At 66.3% G+C, this 18660-nt stretch carries 18 protein-coding genes and 1 tRNA gene; 13 read left to right on the top strand and 6 right to left on the bottom strand.

Annotation, left to right across the window (positions count from 1 at the left end):
- The first annotated feature begins 25 nt into the window (after positions 1 to 25).
- The 6 genes from G154_RS04390 to G154_RS04365 are packed head-to-tail and all read left to right on the top strand — an operon-like array spanning position 26 to position 5959.
- Entirely contained in the window at positions 26 to 952 is a 927-nt protein-coding gene (locus G154_RS04390) for an amino acid ABC transporter permease (protein WP_019511476.1), read from the top strand.
- Positions 953 to 984: 32 nt separating this feature from the next.
- Entirely contained in the window at positions 985 to 1737 is a 753-nt protein-coding gene (locus tag G154_RS04385; protein WP_019511477.1) for an amino acid ABC transporter ATP-binding protein, read from the top strand.
- 5 nt (positions 1738 to 1742) lie between these two features.
- The gene (gene macS / locus G154_RS04380) at positions 1743 to 2891 is read left to right on the top strand and encodes a MacS family sensor histidine kinase (RefSeq protein WP_019511478.1); all 1149 of its coding nucleotides are present in this window, start codon (positions 1743 to 1745) and stop codon (positions 2889 to 2891) included.
- The gene (locus G154_RS04375) at positions 2891 to 3541 is read left to right on the top strand and encodes a response regulator transcription factor (protein ID WP_019511479.1); all 651 of its coding nucleotides are present in this window, start codon (positions 2891 to 2893) and stop codon (positions 3539 to 3541) included. Before macS ends, G154_RS04375 begins: the two co-directional genes overlap by 1 nt.
- A gap of 53 nt (positions 3542 to 3594) precedes the next feature.
- The gene (locus G154_RS04370) at positions 3595 to 5442 is read left to right on the top strand and encodes a DUF2339 domain-containing protein (protein WP_019511480.1); all 1848 of its coding nucleotides are present in this window, start codon (positions 3595 to 3597) and stop codon (positions 5440 to 5442) included.
- A gap of 28 nt (positions 5443 to 5470) precedes the next feature.
- The gene (locus G154_RS04365; protein WP_019511481.1) at positions 5471 to 5959 is read left to right on the top strand and encodes a Dps family protein; all 489 of its coding nucleotides are present in this window, start codon (positions 5471 to 5473) and stop codon (positions 5957 to 5959) included.
- Here the strand turns inward: G154_RS04365 and G154_RS04360 are convergent.
- Positions 5931 to 7226 (bottom strand): adenylate/guanylate cyclase domain-containing protein, encoded by a 1296-nt coding sequence (locus G154_RS04360; RefSeq protein WP_045546653.1) that lies wholly within the window; start codon positions 7224 to 7226, stop codon positions 5931 to 5933. The genes G154_RS04365 and G154_RS04360 overlap by 29 nt on opposite strands.
- 624 nt (positions 7227 to 7850) lie before the next feature.
- On the opposite strand from G154_RS04360, the gene G154_RS25465 reads away from it, so the two are divergent.
- Positions 7851 to 9746 (top strand): cellulase family glycosylhydrolase, encoded by a 1896-nt coding sequence (locus G154_RS25465; RefSeq protein ID WP_162181529.1) that lies wholly within the window; start codon positions 7851 to 7853, stop codon positions 9744 to 9746.
- Between the two features lie 82 nt (positions 9747 to 9828).
- On the opposite strand, the gene G154_RS04345 is transcribed toward G154_RS25465, so the two are convergent.
- The gene (locus G154_RS04345) at positions 9829 to 10494 is read right to left on the bottom strand and encodes a trimeric intracellular cation channel family protein (protein ID WP_019511484.1); all 666 of its coding nucleotides are present in this window, start codon (positions 10492 to 10494) and stop codon (positions 9829 to 9831) included.
- 51 nt (positions 10495 to 10545) lie between these two features.
- Positions 10546 to 10622 (bottom strand) — tRNA-Leu (locus tag G154_RS04340).
- A 120-nt stretch (positions 10623 to 10742) separates the two neighbouring features.
- On the opposite strand from G154_RS04340, the gene G154_RS04335 reads away from it, so the two are divergent.
- The 6 genes from G154_RS04335 to G154_RS04310 all read left to right on the top strand — a co-directional run bounded on the left by G154_RS04335 (position 10743) and on the right by G154_RS04310 (position 16647).
- The gene (locus G154_RS04335) at positions 10743 to 11372 is read left to right on the top strand and encodes an ANTAR domain-containing response regulator (protein WP_192817325.1); all 630 of its coding nucleotides are present in this window, start codon (positions 10743 to 10745) and stop codon (positions 11370 to 11372) included.
- A 205-nt stretch (positions 11373 to 11577) separates the two neighbouring features.
- Positions 11578 to 12789 carry a branched-chain amino acid ABC transporter substrate-binding protein gene (locus G154_RS04330; RefSeq protein WP_023985949.1) on the top strand — a complete coding sequence of 404 codons (1212 nt, stop codon included), beginning with the start codon at positions 11578 to 11580 and terminating at the stop codon, positions 12787 to 12789.
- 100 nt (positions 12790 to 12889) lie between these two features.
- Entirely contained in the window at positions 12890 to 13900 is a 1011-nt protein-coding gene (locus G154_RS04325; RefSeq protein WP_019511487.1) for a branched-chain amino acid ABC transporter permease, read from the top strand.
- Complete coding sequence (locus G154_RS04320; protein ID WP_023985948.1) at positions 13897 to 15066, top strand: branched-chain amino acid ABC transporter permease; 1170 nt, start codon at positions 13897 to 13899, stop codon at positions 15064 to 15066. Before G154_RS04325 ends, G154_RS04320 begins: the two co-directional genes overlap by 4 nt.
- On the top strand, positions 15063 to 15914 hold the full coding sequence (locus G154_RS04315; protein WP_019511489.1) for an ABC transporter ATP-binding protein: 852 nt from the start codon (positions 15063 to 15065) through the stop codon (positions 15912 to 15914). Before G154_RS04320 ends, G154_RS04315 begins: the two co-directional genes overlap by 4 nt.
- On the top strand, positions 15898 to 16647 hold the full coding sequence (locus G154_RS04310) for an ABC transporter ATP-binding protein (RefSeq protein WP_019511490.1): 750 nt from the start codon (positions 15898 to 15900) through the stop codon (positions 16645 to 16647). Before G154_RS04315 ends, G154_RS04310 begins: the two co-directional genes overlap by 17 nt.
- A gap of 84 nt (positions 16648 to 16731) precedes the next feature.
- On the opposite strand, the gene G154_RS04305 is transcribed toward G154_RS04310, so the two are convergent.
- From G154_RS04305 to G154_RS04295, 3 genes are read right to left on the bottom strand one after another with little or no spacing between them, the layout of a single operon-like run.
- Positions 16732 to 16959, bottom strand: a complete 228-nt coding sequence (locus tag G154_RS04305; RefSeq protein WP_019511491.1) for a DUF167 domain-containing protein — start codon at positions 16957 to 16959, stop codon at positions 16732 to 16734.
- A gap of 59 nt (positions 16960 to 17018) precedes the next feature.
- Positions 17019 to 18218 carry a lipid-transfer protein gene (locus tag G154_RS04300; RefSeq protein ID WP_019511492.1) on the bottom strand — a complete coding sequence of 400 codons (1200 nt, stop codon included), beginning with the start codon at positions 18216 to 18218 and terminating at the stop codon, positions 17019 to 17021.
- Complete coding sequence (locus G154_RS04295) at positions 18218 to 18658, bottom strand: Zn-ribbon domain-containing OB-fold protein (RefSeq protein WP_023985947.1); 441 nt, start codon at positions 18656 to 18658, stop codon at positions 18218 to 18220. The genes G154_RS04300 and G154_RS04295 overlap by 1 nt, the downstream gene beginning before the upstream one ends.
- Positions 18659 to 18660 lie beyond the last annotated feature (2 nt).

The raw sequence follows: 18660 nt of genomic DNA, 5'->3' as shown, positions 1-18660 counted from the left end.
TCGACACACAGGGATATCGACACACATGAGTGATGCCGGCTCGCCGCCACCGTCCAACTCGCCCGAAGCGATCGACGCAGTACCGCTGCGTCATCCGTGGCGGTGGGTGGCGGCGGCCGTCATCATCGTCGTGGTCGGCCTCTTCCTCTACGGTGCGGCCACCAACCCGGCCTACGGCTGGTCGACGTTCACGAAATACCTGTTCAACGAGCGGATCCTGCTGGGTGTCGCCAACACCTTGCAGCTGACCGTCTATTCGATGGTCATCGGCATCGTGCTCGGCGTCATCCTGACGATCATGCGGTTGTCCGACAACGCCGTGCTCAGTTCGGTCGCCTGGGTGTTCCTCTGGGTCTTCCGCGGCACCCCGGTGTACGTGCAGCTGGCGTTCTGGGGCCTGATGCCCACGATCTACCAGAAGATCCAGCTCGGGGTGCCCTTCGGGCCGACCTTCTTCCATATCGACCTGCAGAACCTGTCGTTCCCGTTCGCGCTGGCCGTGATCGGCCTCGCCCTCAACGAGGCGGCCTATATGGCGGAGATCGTCCGCGCGGGCATCACCTCGGTGCCCGAGGGCCAGCTGGAGGCATCGACCGCGCTGGGGATGTCCTGGGGTCTGGCGATGCGGCGCACCGTGTTGCCACAGGCGATGCGGGTGATCATCCCGCCGACCGGTAACGAGGTCATCAGTCTGCTGAAGACGACATCGCTGGTGACCGCGGTGCCGTATGCGTTCGACCTGTACAGCATCGCGACCCGCGAGATCGCCGCCCGGATCTTCGAACCGGTACCCCTGCTGCTGGTCGCCGCGACCTGGTATCTGATCATCACCAGCGTTCTGATGGTCGGCCAGTTCTACCTGGAGCGCTACTTCTCCAGGGGAGCGTCGCGCAAGCTCAGTCCCAAACAACTCGAGGCGCTGGCCAAGGCGCAGATGGGCACGGGTGCCTGAGAGTGTCGCCGGTGAACGAATCAGCACAGCCCATGGTCAAGGCCGAACTCGTCTGCAAGGACTTCGGCGCCCTCAAGGTGCTCAAGGGCATCACTCTGGAGGTGCAGAAGGGCCAGGTGCTGGTCCTGGTCGGGCCGTCGGGCTCCGGTAAGTCGACATTCCTACGCTGCATCAACCACCTGGAAACCGTCAGCGCCGGCCGGCTCTACGTCGACGGTGCCCTCGTCGGCTATCAGGAGCGCGGCGGCAAGTTGTACGAGATGAAGCCCCGCGATGTGGCCCGCCAGCGTCGTGACGTCGGCATGGTCTTCCAGCATTTCAACCTGTTCCCGCACCGCACCGCGCTGGGCAACGTGGTCGAGGCCCCCACCCAGGTCAAGGGGCAGAACAAGAAGCAGGCCACCGAGCGGGCGATGGATCTGCTCAACCAGGTCGGCCTGGCCGACAAGGCCGGCGCCTACCCGGCCCAGCTCTCCGGTGGTCAGCAGCAGCGGGTCGCGATCGCGCGTGCGCTGGCCATGAGTCCCAAGCTGATGCTCTTCGACGAGCCCACCTCGGCACTGGATCCCGAACTGGTCGGGGAGGTGCTCTCGGTGATGAAGAAGCTCGCCTCCGAGGGGATGACCATGCTGGTGGTGACCCATGAGATGGGCTTCGCCCGCGAGGTCGCCGACGAGCTGGTCTTCATGGATGCCGGTGTGGTCGTCGAGCGCGGCAAGCCGACCGAGGTCATGAGCAATCCGCAGCACGAGCGCACGAAGGCCTTCCTGTCCAAGGTGATGTAGCCCCGATGAACGCGGCGACGGTGGACCCGGTCGCCCCGCTGTGGCGGGCCGCGCAGGTGTTCCGGCTGCTCAGCTGGAGCTATGCGCTTTATTTCCAGGTTTCCAAGTACCACGAACTGGACCGGCCTGCATTGAGCTGGGTGTTGTTCGGTGTGTTGACGGCGTGGACCATTGCGTGCGGTGTGGCCTATCTCGGCGGATTCGGCAGGTGCCGCACCTGGGTGATCGGTGAGGCCGCGGTCGTGCTCGCGTTCATGGGGTCCACCTGGTTGGTCGCCTCCGAGCAGTGGGTGCTGGACAACCAGTCGTGGCCGACGACGCTGTGGGCGACCAACGCGGTGGTCTCGGCGGCGATCCTGGCCGGGCCCGCCGCGGGAATGGTGATGGGTCTGGCCGTGATGGGTACCGGCGCGGCGCTCAAGGGGGCGATCGCGGTGGATCTGGTGCGCAGCCCCACCATCCTGATCGAGTTGGCGGTGGGGTTGGCCGTCGGGATGGCGGCGACCACCGCGCGCCGGGCACATGCCGAGTTGGAGCGGGCGACGCGGCTCAGTGCGGCGCTGGCCGAGCGGGAACGACTGTCCAGGCATGTGCATGACGGGGTGCTGCAGGTATTGGCGATGGTGGCCCGACGCGGTCGCGAAATCGGTGGTGAGACAGCCGAACTGGCGGAGGCCGCGGGGGAGCAGGAGCGTGCGCTGCGCCGGTTGCTCAGCACCGAGGACACCCTCGTCGCTCACGCGCCGACAGCGGCGAGCGATCTCGGCGCGCTGCTGCGCAGGCACGGTGCCGACCGGGTGTCGGTCAGCGTGCCTGCCGCCCCGGTGTACCTGGACAGTGCGGTGGCCGCCGAGGTCGACGCTGCTGTGGTCAACGCGCTGACCAATGTGGAACGCCATGCCGGTCCGCAGGCGCGGGCCTTCGTGCTGCTGGAGGATCTCGGAGACGAGGTGGTTGTCAGCATCCGCGATGACGGGCCCGGCATACCCGAGGGACGGCTGGCCGCCGCCGCGGCGGAGGGGCGGGTCGGGGTGAGCAAGTCCATCCAGGGCAGGATGGCCGCACTCGGCGGCCGCGCGGATCTGACCACACCGTCCAGCGGCGGCACCGAGTGGGAACTGACGGTTCCCCGATCGGGCAAGGGAGGACAGTGATGCCGACGGTGATGGTGGTCGACGATCACCCGATCTGGCGCGACGCGGTGGCGCGCGATCTGGCCGATGACGGTTTCGAGGTGGTCGCGACCGCCGACGGCGTGGCCTCGGCGCGGCGCCGGGCCGAGGTGGTGCACCCCGAGGTCGTGGTGATGGACATGCGGCTCGCCGACGGGACCGGTGCCCAGGCCTGCGCGGAGGTGCTCGCGGTGTCGCCGTCCTCGCGGATCCTGGTCTTGTCGGCCTCGGATGAACGCGCCGACGTGCTGGAAGCCGTGAAGGCCGGGGCCACCGGGTATCTGGTCAAGAGTGCGTCGAAAACCGAACTGGGCGAAGCAGTTCGAGCTACCGCGGCGGGCCGCGCGGTGTTCACGCCCGGGCTGGCGGGTCTGGTGCTCGGCGAGTACCGGCGCATCGCGGCCGAACCGGTCGGCGACAAGGCCGGTCCCGCGGTGCCCAGCCTCACCGACCGCGAGACCGAGATCCTGCGTCATGTCGCGAAGGGGCTGACGGCCAAGCAGATCGCCGAGCGACTGTCGCTGAGCCATCGGACCGTCGAGAACCACGTGCAGGCGACGTTCCGCAAGCTGCAGGTCGCCAACCGGGTCGAGCTGGCCCGCTACGCGATCGAGCACGGACTCGACGAATGATCGAGTAGTCCTACTCATCTCATCCGGTGAGTTCGTCGGTCAGGATGTCAGCCATGACCGAACCGCAGCAGGTGCTCACCCGACTGTCCGCCGAGTTCGTGGCCATGTCGCAGCAGCTGGCCCGTGCGTCGGCCGAACTGACGCAACTGTCCGGCGCCCTCGGCCAGTCCGCACCGGCCGCCCCGCAGCAGTTCTGGTGGGGTTACCCGAACCATGCGCAGTACCCACAGCATCCGCGGTACGCGCCGGTCCCGCAGCAACCCGGGTATCCCGCCCCGACCGCGCCGGCGGTGCCGACGCCGGCCGTACCCGCCGCGGTGCCGCCCGTCGCCGCACCGACCGCGCGCCCGCAGAACTGGATCGGGAAGGTGCTGGCCGCCGCCGGTGTGGCGGTGACGCTCATCGGCGTCGTGCTGCTGGTGGTGCTGGCCGCCCAGGCCGGCCTGCTCGCGCCGCCGGTCCGGGTTGCCGCCGGTGCCGTGTTGGCGGCAGGCCTGGTCGCCGGGGCGTTCTGGCTCAACAGCCGATCGGGTGGCCGGGTCGGTGCCATTGCGTTGGCCGCCACGGGTATCGCGACCGCGTACATCGATGTGGTGGCAGTCAGCACAATCTATGAGTGGGTGGCGCCGGTCATCGGACTGGTGCTGTCGGCGGTGATCGCAGGCGGTGGCCTGATGCTGGCGCGGCGCTGGGATTCCGAACAACTCGCGCTGCTGGTGCTGGTCCCGCTGACCGTGCTGGCACCGGTGGTGGTCGGTGATGTGGATCTGCTGCTGATCGGATTCATGCTGGCGCTCTCGGCGGCGACTCTTCCGGTGCAGCTCGGCCGCGACTGGACCTGGATGTATGCGGCCCGGACGGCGGCGGGCAGCGGGCCGGTGTTCCTGGCGTTGGTCGGTGCGGCGTTCGGCTCCCACGACCACGCCTGGCTGGCCGGTGGGGCGGCCATCGCCGCGCTATCGGCCATCGGATCGGCGCTGATTCTGTTGTCGCACAGCACACATCGCGCGTCGATGACGGTGGTGTCGACGGTCGGCGCGGCACCGCTGCTGCTGGTGTCGGTCGCGGTGGACGGTCGGATCGCCGCGCTGATGATCGCGGCGCTGTCACTGTCCTTGCTGGCGGTCGTGCTGCTCGGTGATCACATTCCCGGCCTGGCCGGACCTGTCCGTCAGGTGTGGTCGGCGCTGTCGGTGGTCGCCGCACTGGTCGCCGTCGCGGTGGCCTTCGACGGCCGCGCCGCGGGCCCGCTGCTGTTGGCGCTGGCGGTGGTGGTGGCCGTGGCCGGGCGGCACGACACCGGTGCGCAGATCGCCGCGCTGGTGTTCGGCGCGGTCGGGGGCCTCTACTACCTCGAGCTGGCGGGCCCGGGCACGATCACGACGGCAACCGAGCGGTCCGGCGCCGAGGCGGTGTCGGTGCTGATCTCCAGCCTGCTGGTGGTGCTCTACGGCGCGGCGCAGACGTGGTCTCTGACGCGACGTCACCGCGACGCCGACACCGGACGGCTGCTGCTGGCCGGGGCGGCCGTGCTCAGTGCCTATGCGGTGACCGTGTTCACCGTCACCGCCGGTGTGCTGATCGGTGGAACGGATGGTGGATTTCTGGCCGGGCACATGGCGGCGACCATCAGCTGGATCGTGCTGGCAGCCGGTCTGCTCTGGTACGCCGTGCGCCTGGACCGGGCAGACCGTTCGGTGCCCCTCGGTGGCGGTATGGCGCTGGTGACCGCGGCCATGGCGAAGCTGTTCCTGTTCGATCTGGGCACCCTGGACGGCATCTTCCGGGTCGCGGTGTTCATCGTCACCGGACTGGTGCTGCTCGGTACGGGTGCGGGTTATGCGCGACTGCTGTCTCAGCAGGATCAGCAGCGCGGCGGAGGGTCGAAGAATCTGGAATGATTCCAGAAAAGACGGCGTTGCCTCTCATATGACGACAACACGGCGCACCGAAAGTGATATCCAGGGCTTCCAGGCCTCACCTCAGCTGCAGGCCAGCCTGCAACAGGTTCTGGTCGACATGATCGAGCTGCATCTGCAGGGCAAGCAGGCGCACTGGAATGTGGTCGGTAGCAATTTCCGGGATCTGCACCTACAGCTCGACGAGCTGGTCGACTTTGCCCGCGAGGGCAGCGACACCATCGCCGAACGCATGCGCACGCTCTATGCGGTGGCCGACGGCCGCTCCGACACGGTGGCGGCCACCACCACGCTGCCCGCGTTCCCGCCCTACGAACGCAACACCACCGAGGTGGTGGATCTGATCGGCACCCGCATCTACGCGACCGTCGACACGTTGCGTGGTGTGCATGACGCCGTCGACGCCGAGGACCCCAGCACCGCGGACATCCTGCATCAGCTCATCGACGGCTTGGAGAAGCTGGCCTGGCTCATCCGATCGGAGAATCACAAGGTGTAGGGCCATCGGAGAGCGCGGCGGGGCCGGTGGGATCGTGCGCCGGCCGCCGGCCCACCAGATACCAGGTGTGCATCCAGCCCTTGCCCTTCACGGCGACCTCGCCGCGCTCTTCGAACAGATAGGAGTCGTTGATGCGTTCGTAGACGTCCTGGGGCACCTGGATGCGGCCCTCCTCGTCGGTGCTCTCCATGCGGGAGGCCACGTTGACCGCATCACCCCAGACGTCGTAGAAGAACTTGCGTGATCCCACCACCCCAGCGACCACCGGGCCGGCGGCGATCCCGATGCGCAGCGGTACCTCGCGGCCCTGCGCGTCGCGGAGCCCGTCGACGGCGTGGGCCATGTCCAGCGCCAGGCATGCCAGTGATTCCAGGTGGTCCGGGCGGGGGATCGGCACGCCGGAGACCACCATGTACGAGTCACCGCTGGTCTTGATCTTCTCCAGACCGTGCCGGTCGACCAGGCCGTCGAAATCGGTGTAGAGGCGGTTGAGGAACAACACGAGGTCCGCGGGATCGGTGTCGCTGGCGCGCTGGGTGTACCCGGCGATGTCGGCGAACAGGATGGATGCGTCGGCGAATCCGTCGGCGATCATCACGTCGCGCCGATCCTTGAGTCGGTCGGCGATGGTCGTGGGAAGGATGTTGGCGAGCAGCGCCTCGGATTTGTCGAATTCGGCCTGCAGCGCACTTTCGGCGCGCTCTATCCGGCGCATCGCCGAGGCCACGACGACGATCACCATGAGGCTTGCTGTGCAGGCCGTGATGACGAAGTTGGCACGCATCGCGGCCTCCGAGAAGACCCCGGTGTTGTCGGGCACCAGCCATTCCAATGCGATCGCAAGGACCGGCCCCGAGGCGGCCAACGCCGAGGCGATCACGAGGTGGTCGGTGCCGATCATCAGGATGATCAGCGCCGCGCCGACGAAGAAGTAGAACTGCAGACCGGTATCGGTGCCGAGTTGGCTGCACATGTACGCGGTGCTGGCATAGGCGATGGTGACGAAGGCGGCGAGCGCCACCAACGAGCCGAAGCGGTAGAGCAGTGGAATGGCCAGGAAAAGCGCAGCGCTGACCACGTTGACCAGGCCGATATGCGGTACTTCGGGTACCAGGATCAGCTCGGCAAAGCCGTAGATGCCGACGATCGCGGCCGCGATCCGCGTGCTGACAGTCAGAGTTGCCAGTCGCCGACTGGCCGCATCCTCATACTGCCGGCTGCCCTCGGGAATGTCGGGGAGGCACCGGCCGGGCACCCTCGCTGCCACTCTCGGAGCGTACTCCCCGTGGGGAGGCTCACAGCCGCAGTTTCGGCGGATCCGCGGAGGCGCCTGGCAAACCTTGTCCAAATCTGTGGCTCGGGTGCATGTCCCCCAATCGGGGGACACGACGGCATGTTAGCTGACATTGTCGTCAATATTCGCTGACACGCCGGGCGCATCAAGATCGAATCACTCCTGCGTCACGAAAAGCTAACGGACGTGGGCAAACTGATGTGACTCAGGTCACAAGATGGTTGCAACTCGAATGCGATCTTGAAACACGTTTTCTTTGCCATCTTCGGCACTTTGGAGGCGAATCGTAATTCTGCAGTCTCGGACACGAGTTTGCTGGAAATGGATTATTCGGCACGTAAATCGGCACTTCAGAGCGACTTTTTTACTTATTTGGCAATTTGCTGTCGGGTGGGTTAATTTCATGCGGAGTGCGTAGGCAACGCCGAACGACCAGGTCCGAGAACGGGAGTCGCCATGTGGGACAAGATGCCCAAGGCTGTCCACAGAGTTGCCATCAGAGGAGCGATAGTCCTGATAGCCGCGTCGCTATTCGCGGCAACTTCTAGTTACTTTGTCTTGCCAGCGAGCAAACACAAGTCATATGAAGTGCAGCCCGTGGCCGCCATCGTGGAGTCTCCTTCGACCATTGGCATCGCCGACTCGGAGATCTATATGTCGGCCAGCATCGAGGAGATCAACGAACGCCTCGACATGATGCAGTCGCTCGGGGTGACCAACGTCCGGATCATGGTTCCGTGGGCCGGTGTGCAACCCCTGCACCCCGATACCCCGTTCGGACTGGGTGCCCCGCGTTGGGACCAGCTCGACAAGGTGGTCAATGCCGCGGCGGCTCGCGGGATGGGCATCCTTGGCGTGCTGAACTCGACCCCGATGTGGGCGTCGTCCACCACACCGCTCAACGGTGAGCCCGCCAACTTCGACCAGTTCGCCGCCTTCGCCAAGTCCGTCGCGCTGCGCTACGGCGACAAGATCTCGGCCTACGAGGTGTGGAACGAGCCCAACTCGATCCAGTTCTGGAACACCCTGGACCCGGCCGCGTACACCGCGATGCTGAAGAAGACCTACACCGCGCTCAAGGAGGCGGCCGCTCAGGTCGGCACCGATATCACGGTCATCGGTGGCGTCATCGGCGCAGGTAAGACGTGGCCCGGGCTGACCCTGAACCCGATCGACTTCGTCAAGGGCATGTACGACGCCGGCGCCCACGGCTACTTCGATGCGCTGTCATTCCACCCGTACAACTTCGAGTGGAAGTTCTCCGTCGGCGAGGACCTGGCGTGGAAAGAGGGCATGCCGCTCTACCAGCTCAACAAGATCCGCGAACTGATGGATTCGCACCTGCAGGCGGGTGAGGAGCAGATCAAGATCTGGATCACCGAGTACGGCATCCCCACCAACCGGGTCGACGAGGCCACCCAGGCCGCCTTCGTCCGCGACATCATCGAGTTCTGGCAGACCATGCAGGGCGCGGGTCCGATGTTTCTCTACACCATCAAGGACTGGCTGAACCCGCCGGCCGACAACGACGAGGCCAACCTGGGCATCTTCCGTCCGGACGGCACCATGAAGCCCGTCGGTCAGGTCATCAAGGAACTCATCGAGTTCCTCGGCAACCCGAACAACCCGGGACCGGGTACCGGTCCGGGAACGGGCCCCGGCGCGGGTGCCGAACCGTTCAATCCGATCGCTGCGTTCCTGCAGGCCATCCAGCAGGCGTTCACCAGCTTCTTCAACTTCGGTGGACTGTTCAACGCCATCGGGGCCATGGTGTCGAACTTCTTCAACGGCATCTTCGGGATCCGGCCGACCGCCGCCGCTGAGCCGGCTTCGGCGATGCGGATGGCAGCCGTCGAAGAGTCCGACGCGCCGGCCGAGACCGACAAGGCCGGAACCGAAGCCGCGACGCCGGCACTGTCCGAGCATGGTGTGCAGGCGGGTGCGGTGACCGAGTCGACGCCGGCTTCCGAGCAGGTCGAGGCCCCGGTCGAGGAGACCCCGGTCGCCGAGGTTCCCGTGGAGGAGACTCCGGTTGCCGAGGTTCCCGTGGAGGAGACTCCGGTGGAGGAGACCCCGGTCGTGGAAACGCCGGTTGTGGAGACCCCGGTCGTCGAGGCTCCCGTGGAGGAGACCCCGGTCGACGAGGTCGTGGTCGACGAGACCGCCACCCCGAAGGCTCCCGAGAAGGAGGACACCTCGACGTCGGTGAAGGAATCCGAGAAGGAGACCGCGGCCCAGGAGAAGGACCTCAAGTCCGATCTCAAGGCCGATACCGAGTCCGAGGGCAGCCGGGACGCCAAGTTCTCGGTGCGGTCCGAGGACACCGATGCGGTGCGCCCGAACCTGAAGGCCCGCGACGAGATCAGCGTCCGGAACCCGAAGGGGCCGCGCAGCGAATCGGGCACCGAGGTGCGTACCAGCACCGAGGCGAGCGAGCGTCCGCGCAACAACGAGAGTGTCTCGGCCTCAACGTCTTCTGGTGACAGCGAGTAGCCGACTCTCGATACGCGAGGGGAATGCCGCTGCAGGGTGTGATCACCTGCAGCGGCACTTTCGCGTTCGGCGCCGGCCGGTATCAGCCGCGGTCGCGCCCACGCGCCTGCGGGGCACGCCAACGGAAATGCAGGGCGAGCGCCCGGAACACGAACACCGAGGCCGCGACCGCGCCACCGGTGAGCGCACCGAAGTGCCCAGACTCGATGAGCAACGCCGTGATGGCGGCGCCGAAAAGTGCTGGTATCGCGTAGATCTCCTGATCCGGGCGCAGGATGCTGGGGGTCCGGCCTGCGAGCACATCGCGGATCACCCCACCGCCGACGGCCGTGACCACGCCCAGCAGCGCCGAGGACGCCGGACCGAGGCCGTGGTTGGCCGCAGTGACCGTGCCGGTCACGCAGAACGCGCCGAGCCCCAGCGCGTCGGCCAGGTCCAGGGGGCGGCCCAACAGCCGCGCCGGCGGCGACCACACGAAGACCACCAGGGCGCTCAGGACGGCAACAGCCAGATAGCGCAGATCCACGAACGCGGTGGGTGGCGTCTTGCCGATGATGAGATCGCGGATCACCCCGCCGCCGCAGGCCGTCATGGCGGCCAGGGTGAGCGCGCCGACGATGTCGAAATCGCGGCGGATCGCGAGCAATGCCCCCGATATGGCGAACGCCGCGGTGCCGATCAGATCGCCTGCGTTGCGCGTCCACAGCGCCGCGGAGTCCCAGTCCGTCGCGTAGACCAGTGTGTTCATCGATCCGCCGGGGACGAGTGGAGGTTCATATGGTGGTCCTGACGGTCTTACTGGTGCCCTCGGTGAGATTCGAACTCACACTGCACGGGTTTTGAATCCGTTTCCTCTGCCAGTTGGGATACGAGGGCGAGCGTTCCTGCGGTCTCCTACTTTAAGGGATGCGTGTGGGTGCCTTGACCGCAGGGACCGGCTGGGCCTTGTTCACCCCGCGGTCGCCCGATGTCGGCAATCGCGACACAATGTCAGCCATGATGGCATCCATGACCGAAGCCTCCGCCGCGCGACGCGTGCTGATCGCCGAAGACGAAGCGTTGATCCGGATGGACCTCGCCGAGATGCTGCGTGACGAAGGGTATGAGGTGGTGGGCCAGGCCGGTGACGGTCAGGAGGCCGTCGACCTCGCCGAGAGCCTGACCCCGGACCTGGTGATCATGGATGTGAAGATGCCGCGCCGTGACGGTATCGACGCCGCCTCCGAGATCGCCGCCAAACGCATTGCCCCGATCGTCATCCTGACGGCCTTCTCCCAGCGCGAACTCGTCGAACGCGCCCGTGACGCGGGGGCGATGGCCTATCTGGTCAAACCCTTCTCCATCACCGACCTGATCCCGGCGATAGAGCTGGCCGTCAGCCGGTTCAGCGAGATCTCGGCGCTGGAGAACGAGGTGGCCACCCTCTCGGAGCGGCTGGAGACACGCAAGCTCGTCGAGCGCGCCAAGGGGCTGTTGCAGGCCAACCAGGGGATGACCGAGCCCGAGGCGTTCAAATGGATCCAGCGGGCCGCCATGGACCGGCGCACCACGATGAAACGCGTGGCCGAGGTGGTGCTGGAGACGCTGGACGCCCCCGGCGAGGACGCCGCCGAACCGCAGAAGTAATGCCCCCGCGCGACACCGCGGGTTAAGACTGCGTTTCCGACCCCGCTCTTTGGGCTCCTCGGCGAGCCGATCCGCGCCACACGTCGCCGAACAGCACGCGATACGGCGATGTAGTGGCTAAGGTCGTCGGCGAAGCATCGCCAGATTCGGCCGTTCCGGCCGTTCCGAAGATGCCTGACGGAGAACAGGGAACCGGAGGTGAGACGTGCGCGGTCACGTGGCACGCAAGGCATTTGCGCTCGGCGGGGCGAGTCTGATGGCGCTGGCTATTGCCGGCTGCAGCCAGAGCACACCCGAAGAGGAGGCGGCTCAGACGAATCTGAAGATCGTCGAGAAGGTCCAGATCGACGAGAACGGCGGTGAGGTCGCCGCGACAGCAGGCGCGACCCCGGCCGATCCCGCCGGGGACGGTAAGGCGAGCTGCCCGCCGGTGTCGCTCGCGATGGCCGGTGCGCTCAACGGTCCGGACGCCGCGCTGGGCATCAACATCCGCAACGGCGTCCAGCTCGCCGTCGACAAGCACAACGCCGCCAACCCGGGTTGCCAGGTGCAGCTGAAGACCTTCGACACCGAGGGCGATCCGCAGAAGGCGTCGAACATCGCCCCGCGCATCATCGAGGACCAGTACACGATCGGTCTGATCGGCCCGGCCTTCTCCGGCGAGACCAAGGCCACCGGCGGCGTGTTCGACCAGGCCGGCCTTGCCGCGGTCACCGCATCGGCCACCAACGTCACGCTCTCGGAGAACGGCTGGAAGACCTTCTTCCGCGGCTTGGCCAACGACGGTGTCCAGGGACCCTCGGTCGCCAACTACCTCAAGAACACGCTGGGCCACAAGAAGGTCTGCGTCGTCGACGACAGCACCGACTACGGTCTGGGCCTGGCCACCGCGGTGCGCGACACGCTCGGCCCGGTCGCCGATTCAGCCTGCAACATCTCGGTCAAGAAGGGCGATAAGGACTTCTCCGCCGCGGTGACCCAGATCAACGGCGCCGCACCGGATTCGGTGTTCTTCGGCGGGTACTACGCGGAGGCCGCCCCGCTGGTGCAGCAGCTGCGTGACAGTGGCTTCGGCGGCACCTTCGTCAGTGCCGACGGCAGCAAGGACAACGAGTTCGTCAAGCAGGCGGGCGAGTCCGCCAAGGGCGCGCTGCTGGCCTGCCCGTGCGGCCCGGCCACCGGCAGCTTCGCCCAGGAATACACCGACAAGTTCGGGCAGGAACCCGGCACGTACAGCACCGAGGGTTACGACCTGGGCACCATCCTGCTCAAGGGCATCGACTCGGGTGCCATCACCCGGCCGGCCTTGCTGGACTACGTGCGCAACTACAAGGGGCAGGGAGTCGCCCGCGAATACCAGTGGACGCCCGTGGGTGAACTCACCTCCACGCTGATCTGGGTGTACGACGTCCAGTAATCGCCGACGCGAAGCGCGTCCGGGAGCGCCTGCCCTCGGACGCGCTTCGTTCGTCTCGGACCATTGCGAGCCCACGACACACTGAGGAGCCCCGTCCCGGATGAACTTGGCCGCCAACATCAATTTCAACGTCGGTGCGCTGGTCGACAGCTTCTGGCAGTTGACGATCGACGGCCTGTCATGGGGCGCGATCTATGCATTGGTCGCCGTCGGCTACACGCTCGTCTTCGGTGTGCTGCGACTGATCAACTTCGCGCATTCCGAGATCTTCATGCTGGGGATGTTCGGTGCCTACTTCGCCCTCGACGTCATCCTGGGCTTCACCCCGAGCGGTAATGCCTACAACAAGGGCATCGCGCTGACGATCCTGTACCTGGCCGTGGCCATGCTGTTCGCCATGCTGGTCTCCGGCGGTGCGGCGGTGGGGTTGGAATTCATCGCCTACCGCCCGCTGCGCAAACGAAACGCCCGTGCGCTGACCTTCCTCATCACCGCCATCGGCATGTCCTTCGTCCTGCAGCAATTCGTGCTGTTCATCCTGCCGACGCTGATCCCCGGCTATGGCGGACCCAACGCCCAACAACCGATCGTGTTGGTGCAGCCCAGAACCCAGTTCGAGATCTTCGGGGTGGCGATCTCCAACACCACCATCGTCATCATCGGGGCGGCGCTGGTGCTGGCGCTGCTCACCGATCTGGCGCTGAACCGGACCAAGCTGGGACGCGGGGTGCGCGCCGTCGCGCAGGACCCCAATACCGCCACCCTGATGGGGGTTTCGCGGGAGCGGGTCATCATGACGACCTTCCTGATCGGCGGCCTGCTCGCCGGTGCCGCGGCCCTGCTGTACACGTTGAAGGTGCCCCAGGGCATCATCTACTCCGGCGGATTCCTGCTCGGGATCAAGGCCTTCTCGGCGGCGGTGCTCGGCGGTATCGGCAATCTGCGCGGCGCACTGCTCGGCGGATTGCTGCTCGGGGTGATGGAGAACTACGGGCAGGCCGTCTTCGGCACCCAGTGGCGCGATGTGGTCGCCTTCGTCCTGCTCGTGCTGGTGTTGTTGGTCAGACCGACCGGCATCCTGGGTGAGAGCCTCGGAAAGGCACGCGTATGAGCGACGGCACGGCTAGCCCCTGGGCGAAGGTCATGGACTGGTGGGACGGTCTGAATCGCCCGCAGAAATGGGTGTTCGGCGTCGTGCTGTTCACCGGGTTGGCGCTTTCACCGCTTTTCACACCGGGTTTCATCGACACACCGGGCATCAGCTTCGGTGGCACGATGGCGCAGTTCGCGATGATCGCCATCATCGCCATCGGGCTCAACGTGGTGGTCGGTCAGGCCGGACTGCTGGACCTCGGCTATGTCGGGTTCTATGCCGTGGGTGCCTATACGGTGGCGCTGCTGACCAGCCCGGAGAGTCCGTGGAACCAGATGAGCGCCTCGGGCTTCTTCAGCACGCCGTGGGCCTGGGTGTCCTGCCTGCCCATCGCGATGGCGATCACCGCGCTCAGTGGTTTGATCCTCGGCACCCCGACGCTGCGGCTGCGCGGCGACTACCTGGCCATCGTCACCCTCGGGTTCGGCGAGATCATCCGGTTGCTCGCCGACAACCTCTCCGATGTCACCAACGGCCCGCGCGGCCTCAACGAGGTGGCCTTCCCGCACTTCCTGGAAACCGAGCAGCACCCAGAGGGCGTGTTCTCGGTATCCAACTCCGGCGGTGACACCAACTACGGAACCTGGTGGTTCTGGCTGGGTCTCGTGCTCGTCGTCATCATCCTGCTGCTCGTCGGGAACCTCGAGCGCAGCCGCGTCGGCCGCGCGTGGATCGCGGTCCGCGAGGACGAAGACGCTGCCGAGGTCATGGGCGTCAACGCATTCAAGTTCAAGCTCTGGGCGTTCACCATCGGCGCGGCCATCGGAGGACTGTCCGGTGCGCTGTACGCGGGCCAGGTCCAGTACGTCGCACCGCCCACCTTCAACATCATCAACTCGATGCTGTTCCTGTGCGCCGTCGTGCTCGGCGGGCAGGGCAACAAACTGGGTGTCATCCTCGGCGCGTTCATCATCGTCTACCTGCCGAACCGACTGCTCGGTGTGCACTTCCTCGGCATCGACATGGGCAACCTCAAGTACCTCTTCTTCGGACTGGCGCTGGTGGTGCTCATGATCTTCCGGCCCCAGGGCCTGTTCCCGGCCCGTCAACACCTCCTGACATACGCGAAGGCGGCACGAAAACTGTTGCGGGCCAACCCGACCGACATGGAGTCGGCCAAATGAGCGCGCCGGAGAACTTCGAGGACAACGTCGCCGAGATCGCCGGCGTGCACCGTGAGATCCAGACCGACCAGGGCGACATCCTGTTGCAGACCAACGATCTCACGGTCAAGTTCGGTGGCCTGACCGCCCTGGACGCGGTGACGTTCGACATCAGACGCGGTGAGATCCTGGGCCTCATCGGACCCAACGGTGCGGGAAAGACCACCTGCTTCAACGCCATCACCGGGGTGTACCGGCCCAGTTCGGGATCGGTGACCTTCGACGGGTCACCCATCGGGCGTATCAAACGCCACCAGATCACCCGCCTCGGCATCGCGCGGACCTTCCAGAACATCCGGCTGTTCGGTGAGATGACGGCGCTGGAGAACGTCATGGTGGGCACCGATGCGCGGCACCACACCTCGGTGCCCGGCGCCCTGTTCCGGTCGAGTAGGCACCGCCGGGAAGAGAAGTCGGCCATCGAGCGTTCGGCGGCGTTGCTGCACTTCGTGGGGATCGCCCATCGTGGTGAGGAGAAGGCGAAGAATCTGCCCTACGGTGATCAGCGTCGCCTGGAGATCGCCAGGGCACTGGCCACCGAACCGAAGCTGTTGTGCCTCGACGAGCCCGCGGCCGGGTTCAACCCGAGCGAGAAGTCGGCCCTGATCGACCTGATTCGCAAGATCCGCGATGACGGGTACACCGTGTTGTTGATCGAACACGACATGCGGCTGGTGATGGGGGTGACCGACCGCATCGTGGTGCTGGAGTTCGGCCGCAAGATCGCCGACGGCCTGCCCGCAGAAATCCGCGAGGATCCGGCGGTCATCGCCGCTTACCTGGGAGTGCCCGATGACGAACTCGCATGAGGTCGATACCCGCAAGGTCCTGCTCGAGGTGCGCGATATCGTCGTGCACTACGGCAGGATCCGAGCCCTCAACGGTGTGTCGCTGACCGTGCACGAAGGCGAGTTGGTGACCCTGCTGGGATCCAACGGCGCAGGCAAGACCACCATGATGCGGGCCATTTCGGGTCTGCTCTCGTTGACCTCGGGCTCGGTCTGGTTCGACGGCGTCGACATCAGCAAGGTCAAGGCGCACAAGCGGGTTGCCGACGGACTCATCCAGGCTCCCGAGGGTCGCGGGGTGTTTCCCGGCATGACCATCATCGAGAATCTCGAGATGGGTTGCTACGGGCGCAAATTCCCGTCCAAGGCCGAACATGACGAGAAGCTCGACTGGGTGCTGACGACGTTCCCGCGGTTGGCCGAACGACGCGCGCAGGTCGGTGGCACGCTCTCCGGTGGGGAACAGCAGATGCTGGCCATCGGTCGGGCGCTGATGGCGCGGCCCAAGGTGCTGTTGCTCGACGAGCCGTCGATGGGGTTGGCGCCCATGGTGATATCGCAGATCTTCAAGATCATCTCCGAGATCAACAGTCAGGGCACGACGGTGCTGCTGGTCGAGCAGAACGCCCAGCAGGCGCTCAGCCGTTCGGACCGCGCGTACATCCTGGAGACCGGTGAGGTGACCCGCACCGGGGTCGCCCGCGACCTGCTGCACGACGACAGCATCCGCGCCGCCTATCTCGGCGTCGCCTAACTGCCCCTGTTCCCACTTTCCGGCGAGCGTGCGTGTCTGCAGCCCGACTCGCCGGGTTCGCGGCGGAGTTCACGCACGCTCACGTCAGGCGATGCGGTATCGCTTCACCCGCGCGGTTGCCCCGGACACCAGCTCCAGCCGACTGCGCGGTACCCCCAGATGGGCGGCGAGCAGCTTGGTGACGGCCGCGTTGGCCTTTCCGTCCACCGCGCGCTCGGGCACATAGACGGTCAGCTCCCCGTCATCACCGACCTCGACGAGCGGACCCTTGCGGCTGCCGGGTTTGACCCGTACGACGACGCTCTCGCTCACGACACCATCTTTGCGCGAGCGTGCGTGCAGTGGCGTCGCGGCCCGGTGGGGGATCGGCGTTAGGTGGCGATGATGACGGAGGAGCCGTGGCCGAAGAGGCCTTGGTTGGCGGTGATGCCGACGGTGGCGTTTTCGATTTGGCGGCCGGTGGCTTGGCCTTTGAGTTGCCAGGTGAGTTCGCAGATTTGGGCGATGGCTTGGGCGGGGATGGCTTCGCCGAAGGAGGCAAGGCCCCCGGAGGGGTTGACCGGGATTTTGCCGCCGATGGTGGTGGCGCCGGAGCGCAGCAGGTGTTCGGCGTCGCCTTTGGCGCAGAGTCCGAGGTGTTCGTACCAGTCGAGTTCCAGTGCGGTGGATAGGTCGTAGACCTCGGCCAGGGAGAGGTCTTCGGGTCCGATGCCGGCTTCGGCGTAAGCGGCGTCGAGGATTTGGTCTTTGAACACCCGATCCGGCCCGGGCACGACCGCGGTGGAGTCGGTGGCGATATCGGGGAGTTCGGGTAGGTGTTGGGGGTATTGGGGGGATTGCAGGCTGACCGCGCGCACGGACGGGACACCGGCAACCGAACCGAGGTGCTTCTCGGTGAACGCCTTGGAGGCGACGATGACGGCGGCGGCGCCGTCGCTGGTGGCGCAGATGTCGAGCAGCCGTAGTGGGTCGGAGACGACGGGGGAGGCCAGGACGTCGTCGATGGTGGCTTCTTTGCGGTAGCGGGCGTGGGGGTTGTTCAGGCCGTGGCGGGCGTTTTTGACTTTGACGTTCGCGAAGTCTTCGACGGTGGCGCCGTAGAGGTCCATGCGGCGTCGGGCGAGCATGGCGAAGTAGACGGTGTTGGTGGCGCCGATGAGGTGGAAGCGTTGCCAGTCGGGGTCGTTGCGGCGTTCGCCGCCGACGGGGGCGAAGAAGCCTTTGGGGGTGGTGTCGGCGCCGATGACCAGGGCGACGTCGCAGAGGCCGGCCAGGATGTGGGCGCGGGCGGATTGTAGGGCTTGGGATCCGGAGGCGCAGGCGGCGTAGCTGGAGGTGATGGGGATGCCGTTCCAGCCGAGTTTTTGGGTGAAGGTGGCCCCGGCGACGAAGCCGGGGTAGCCGTTGCGGATGGTGTCTGCGCCGGCGACGAGTTGGATTTGGCGCCAGTCCAGGCCTGCTTCGGTCAGGGCAGCGCGGGCGGCGACGACGCCGTATTCGGTGAAGTCGCGTCCCCATTTGCCCCAGGGGTGCATGCCTGCGCCGAGGATGTATACCGGTTCGGTTGCCATTACTGAGCGATCCTCCAGGCGTGGGTGGTGCGTGCGGTGCCGTCGTCGTCGGTGTAGAGGGTCATGGTGGTCAGTTCCATTTCCATCCCGACCTTCAGGTCGGCGGCCAGGGTGCCTTCGACGACTTTGCCGAGCACGATCAGTCCTTCGGCGGCCAGTTCGACCGCGGCGACGGCGAAGGGTTCGAAGGGATCGGGGGAGGGATAGGGCGGGGGTGGGGCGTAGCGGTTTTCGGTGTAGCTCCATACGGTGCCGCGCCGTGACAACGGCACCAGGGCCAGGGTGTCGCTGTCGCAGCCGGGGTTGGGGCAGTTGTTTTCCCGGGGTGGGAAGACATAGGTGGCACACGCGGTGCACTTACCGCCGATCAGATGCGTGGCCCCGGACTCATCGGTGGCGAACCACCCTTCCACCGCGGGAGCTGTCGATGCTGCTGGCACGG

The sequence above is a fragment of the Mycobacterium sp. VKM Ac-1816D genome, assembly GCF_000416385.1.
Lineage (GTDB): Bacteria > Actinomycetota > Actinomycetes > Mycobacteriales > Mycobacteriaceae > Mycobacterium > Mycobacterium neoaurum_A.
This window is presented reverse-complemented; position numbering and strand designations above follow the sequence as displayed.

Bases quoted from the DNA above. Each gene is read 5' to 3' on its own strand.
- G154_RS04315 (WP_019511489.1), top strand. From the start codon at position 15,063: ATGAGCGCGCCGGAGAACTTCGAGGACAACGTCGCCGAGATCGCCGGC.
- G154_RS04370 (WP_019511480.1), top strand. From the start codon at position 3,595: ATGACCGAACCGCAGCAGGTGCTCACCCGACTGTCCGCCGAGTTCGTG.
- G154_RS04365 (WP_019511481.1), top strand. From the start codon at position 5,471: ATGACGACAACACGGCGCACCGAAAGTGATATCCAGGGCTTCCAGGCC.
- macS (WP_019511478.1), top strand. From the start codon at position 1,743: ATGAACGCGGCGACGGTGGACCCGGTCGCCCCGCTGTGGCGGGCCGCG.
- G154_RS04300 (WP_019511492.1), bottom strand. From the start codon at position 18,218: ATGGCAACCGAACCGGTATACATCCTCGGCGCAGGCATGCACCCCTGG.
- G154_RS04325 (WP_019511487.1), top strand. From the start codon at position 12,890: ATGAACTTGGCCGCCAACATCAATTTCAACGTCGGTGCGCTGGTCGAC.
- G154_RS04345 (WP_019511484.1), bottom strand. From the start codon at position 10,494: ATGAACACACTGGTCTACGCGACGGACTGGGACTCCGCGGCGCTGTGG.
- G154_RS04335 (WP_192817325.1), top strand. From the start codon at position 10,743: ATGATGGCATCCATGACCGAAGCCTCCGCCGCGCGACGCGTGCTGATC.
- G154_RS04320 (WP_023985948.1), top strand. From the start codon at position 13,897: ATGAGCGACGGCACGGCTAGCCCCTGGGCGAAGGTCATGGACTGGTGG.
- G154_RS04390 (WP_019511476.1), top strand. From the start codon at position 26: ATGAGTGATGCCGGCTCGCCGCCACCGTCCAACTCGCCCGAAGCGATC.
- G154_RS04385 (WP_019511477.1), top strand. From the start codon at position 985: ATGGTCAAGGCCGAACTCGTCTGCAAGGACTTCGGCGCCCTCAAGGTG.
- G154_RS04310 (WP_019511490.1), top strand. From the start codon at position 15,898: ATGACGAACTCGCATGAGGTCGATACCCGCAAGGTCCTGCTCGAGGTG.
- G154_RS04375 (WP_019511479.1), top strand. From the start codon at position 2,891: ATGCCGACGGTGATGGTGGTCGACGATCACCCGATCTGGCGCGACGCG.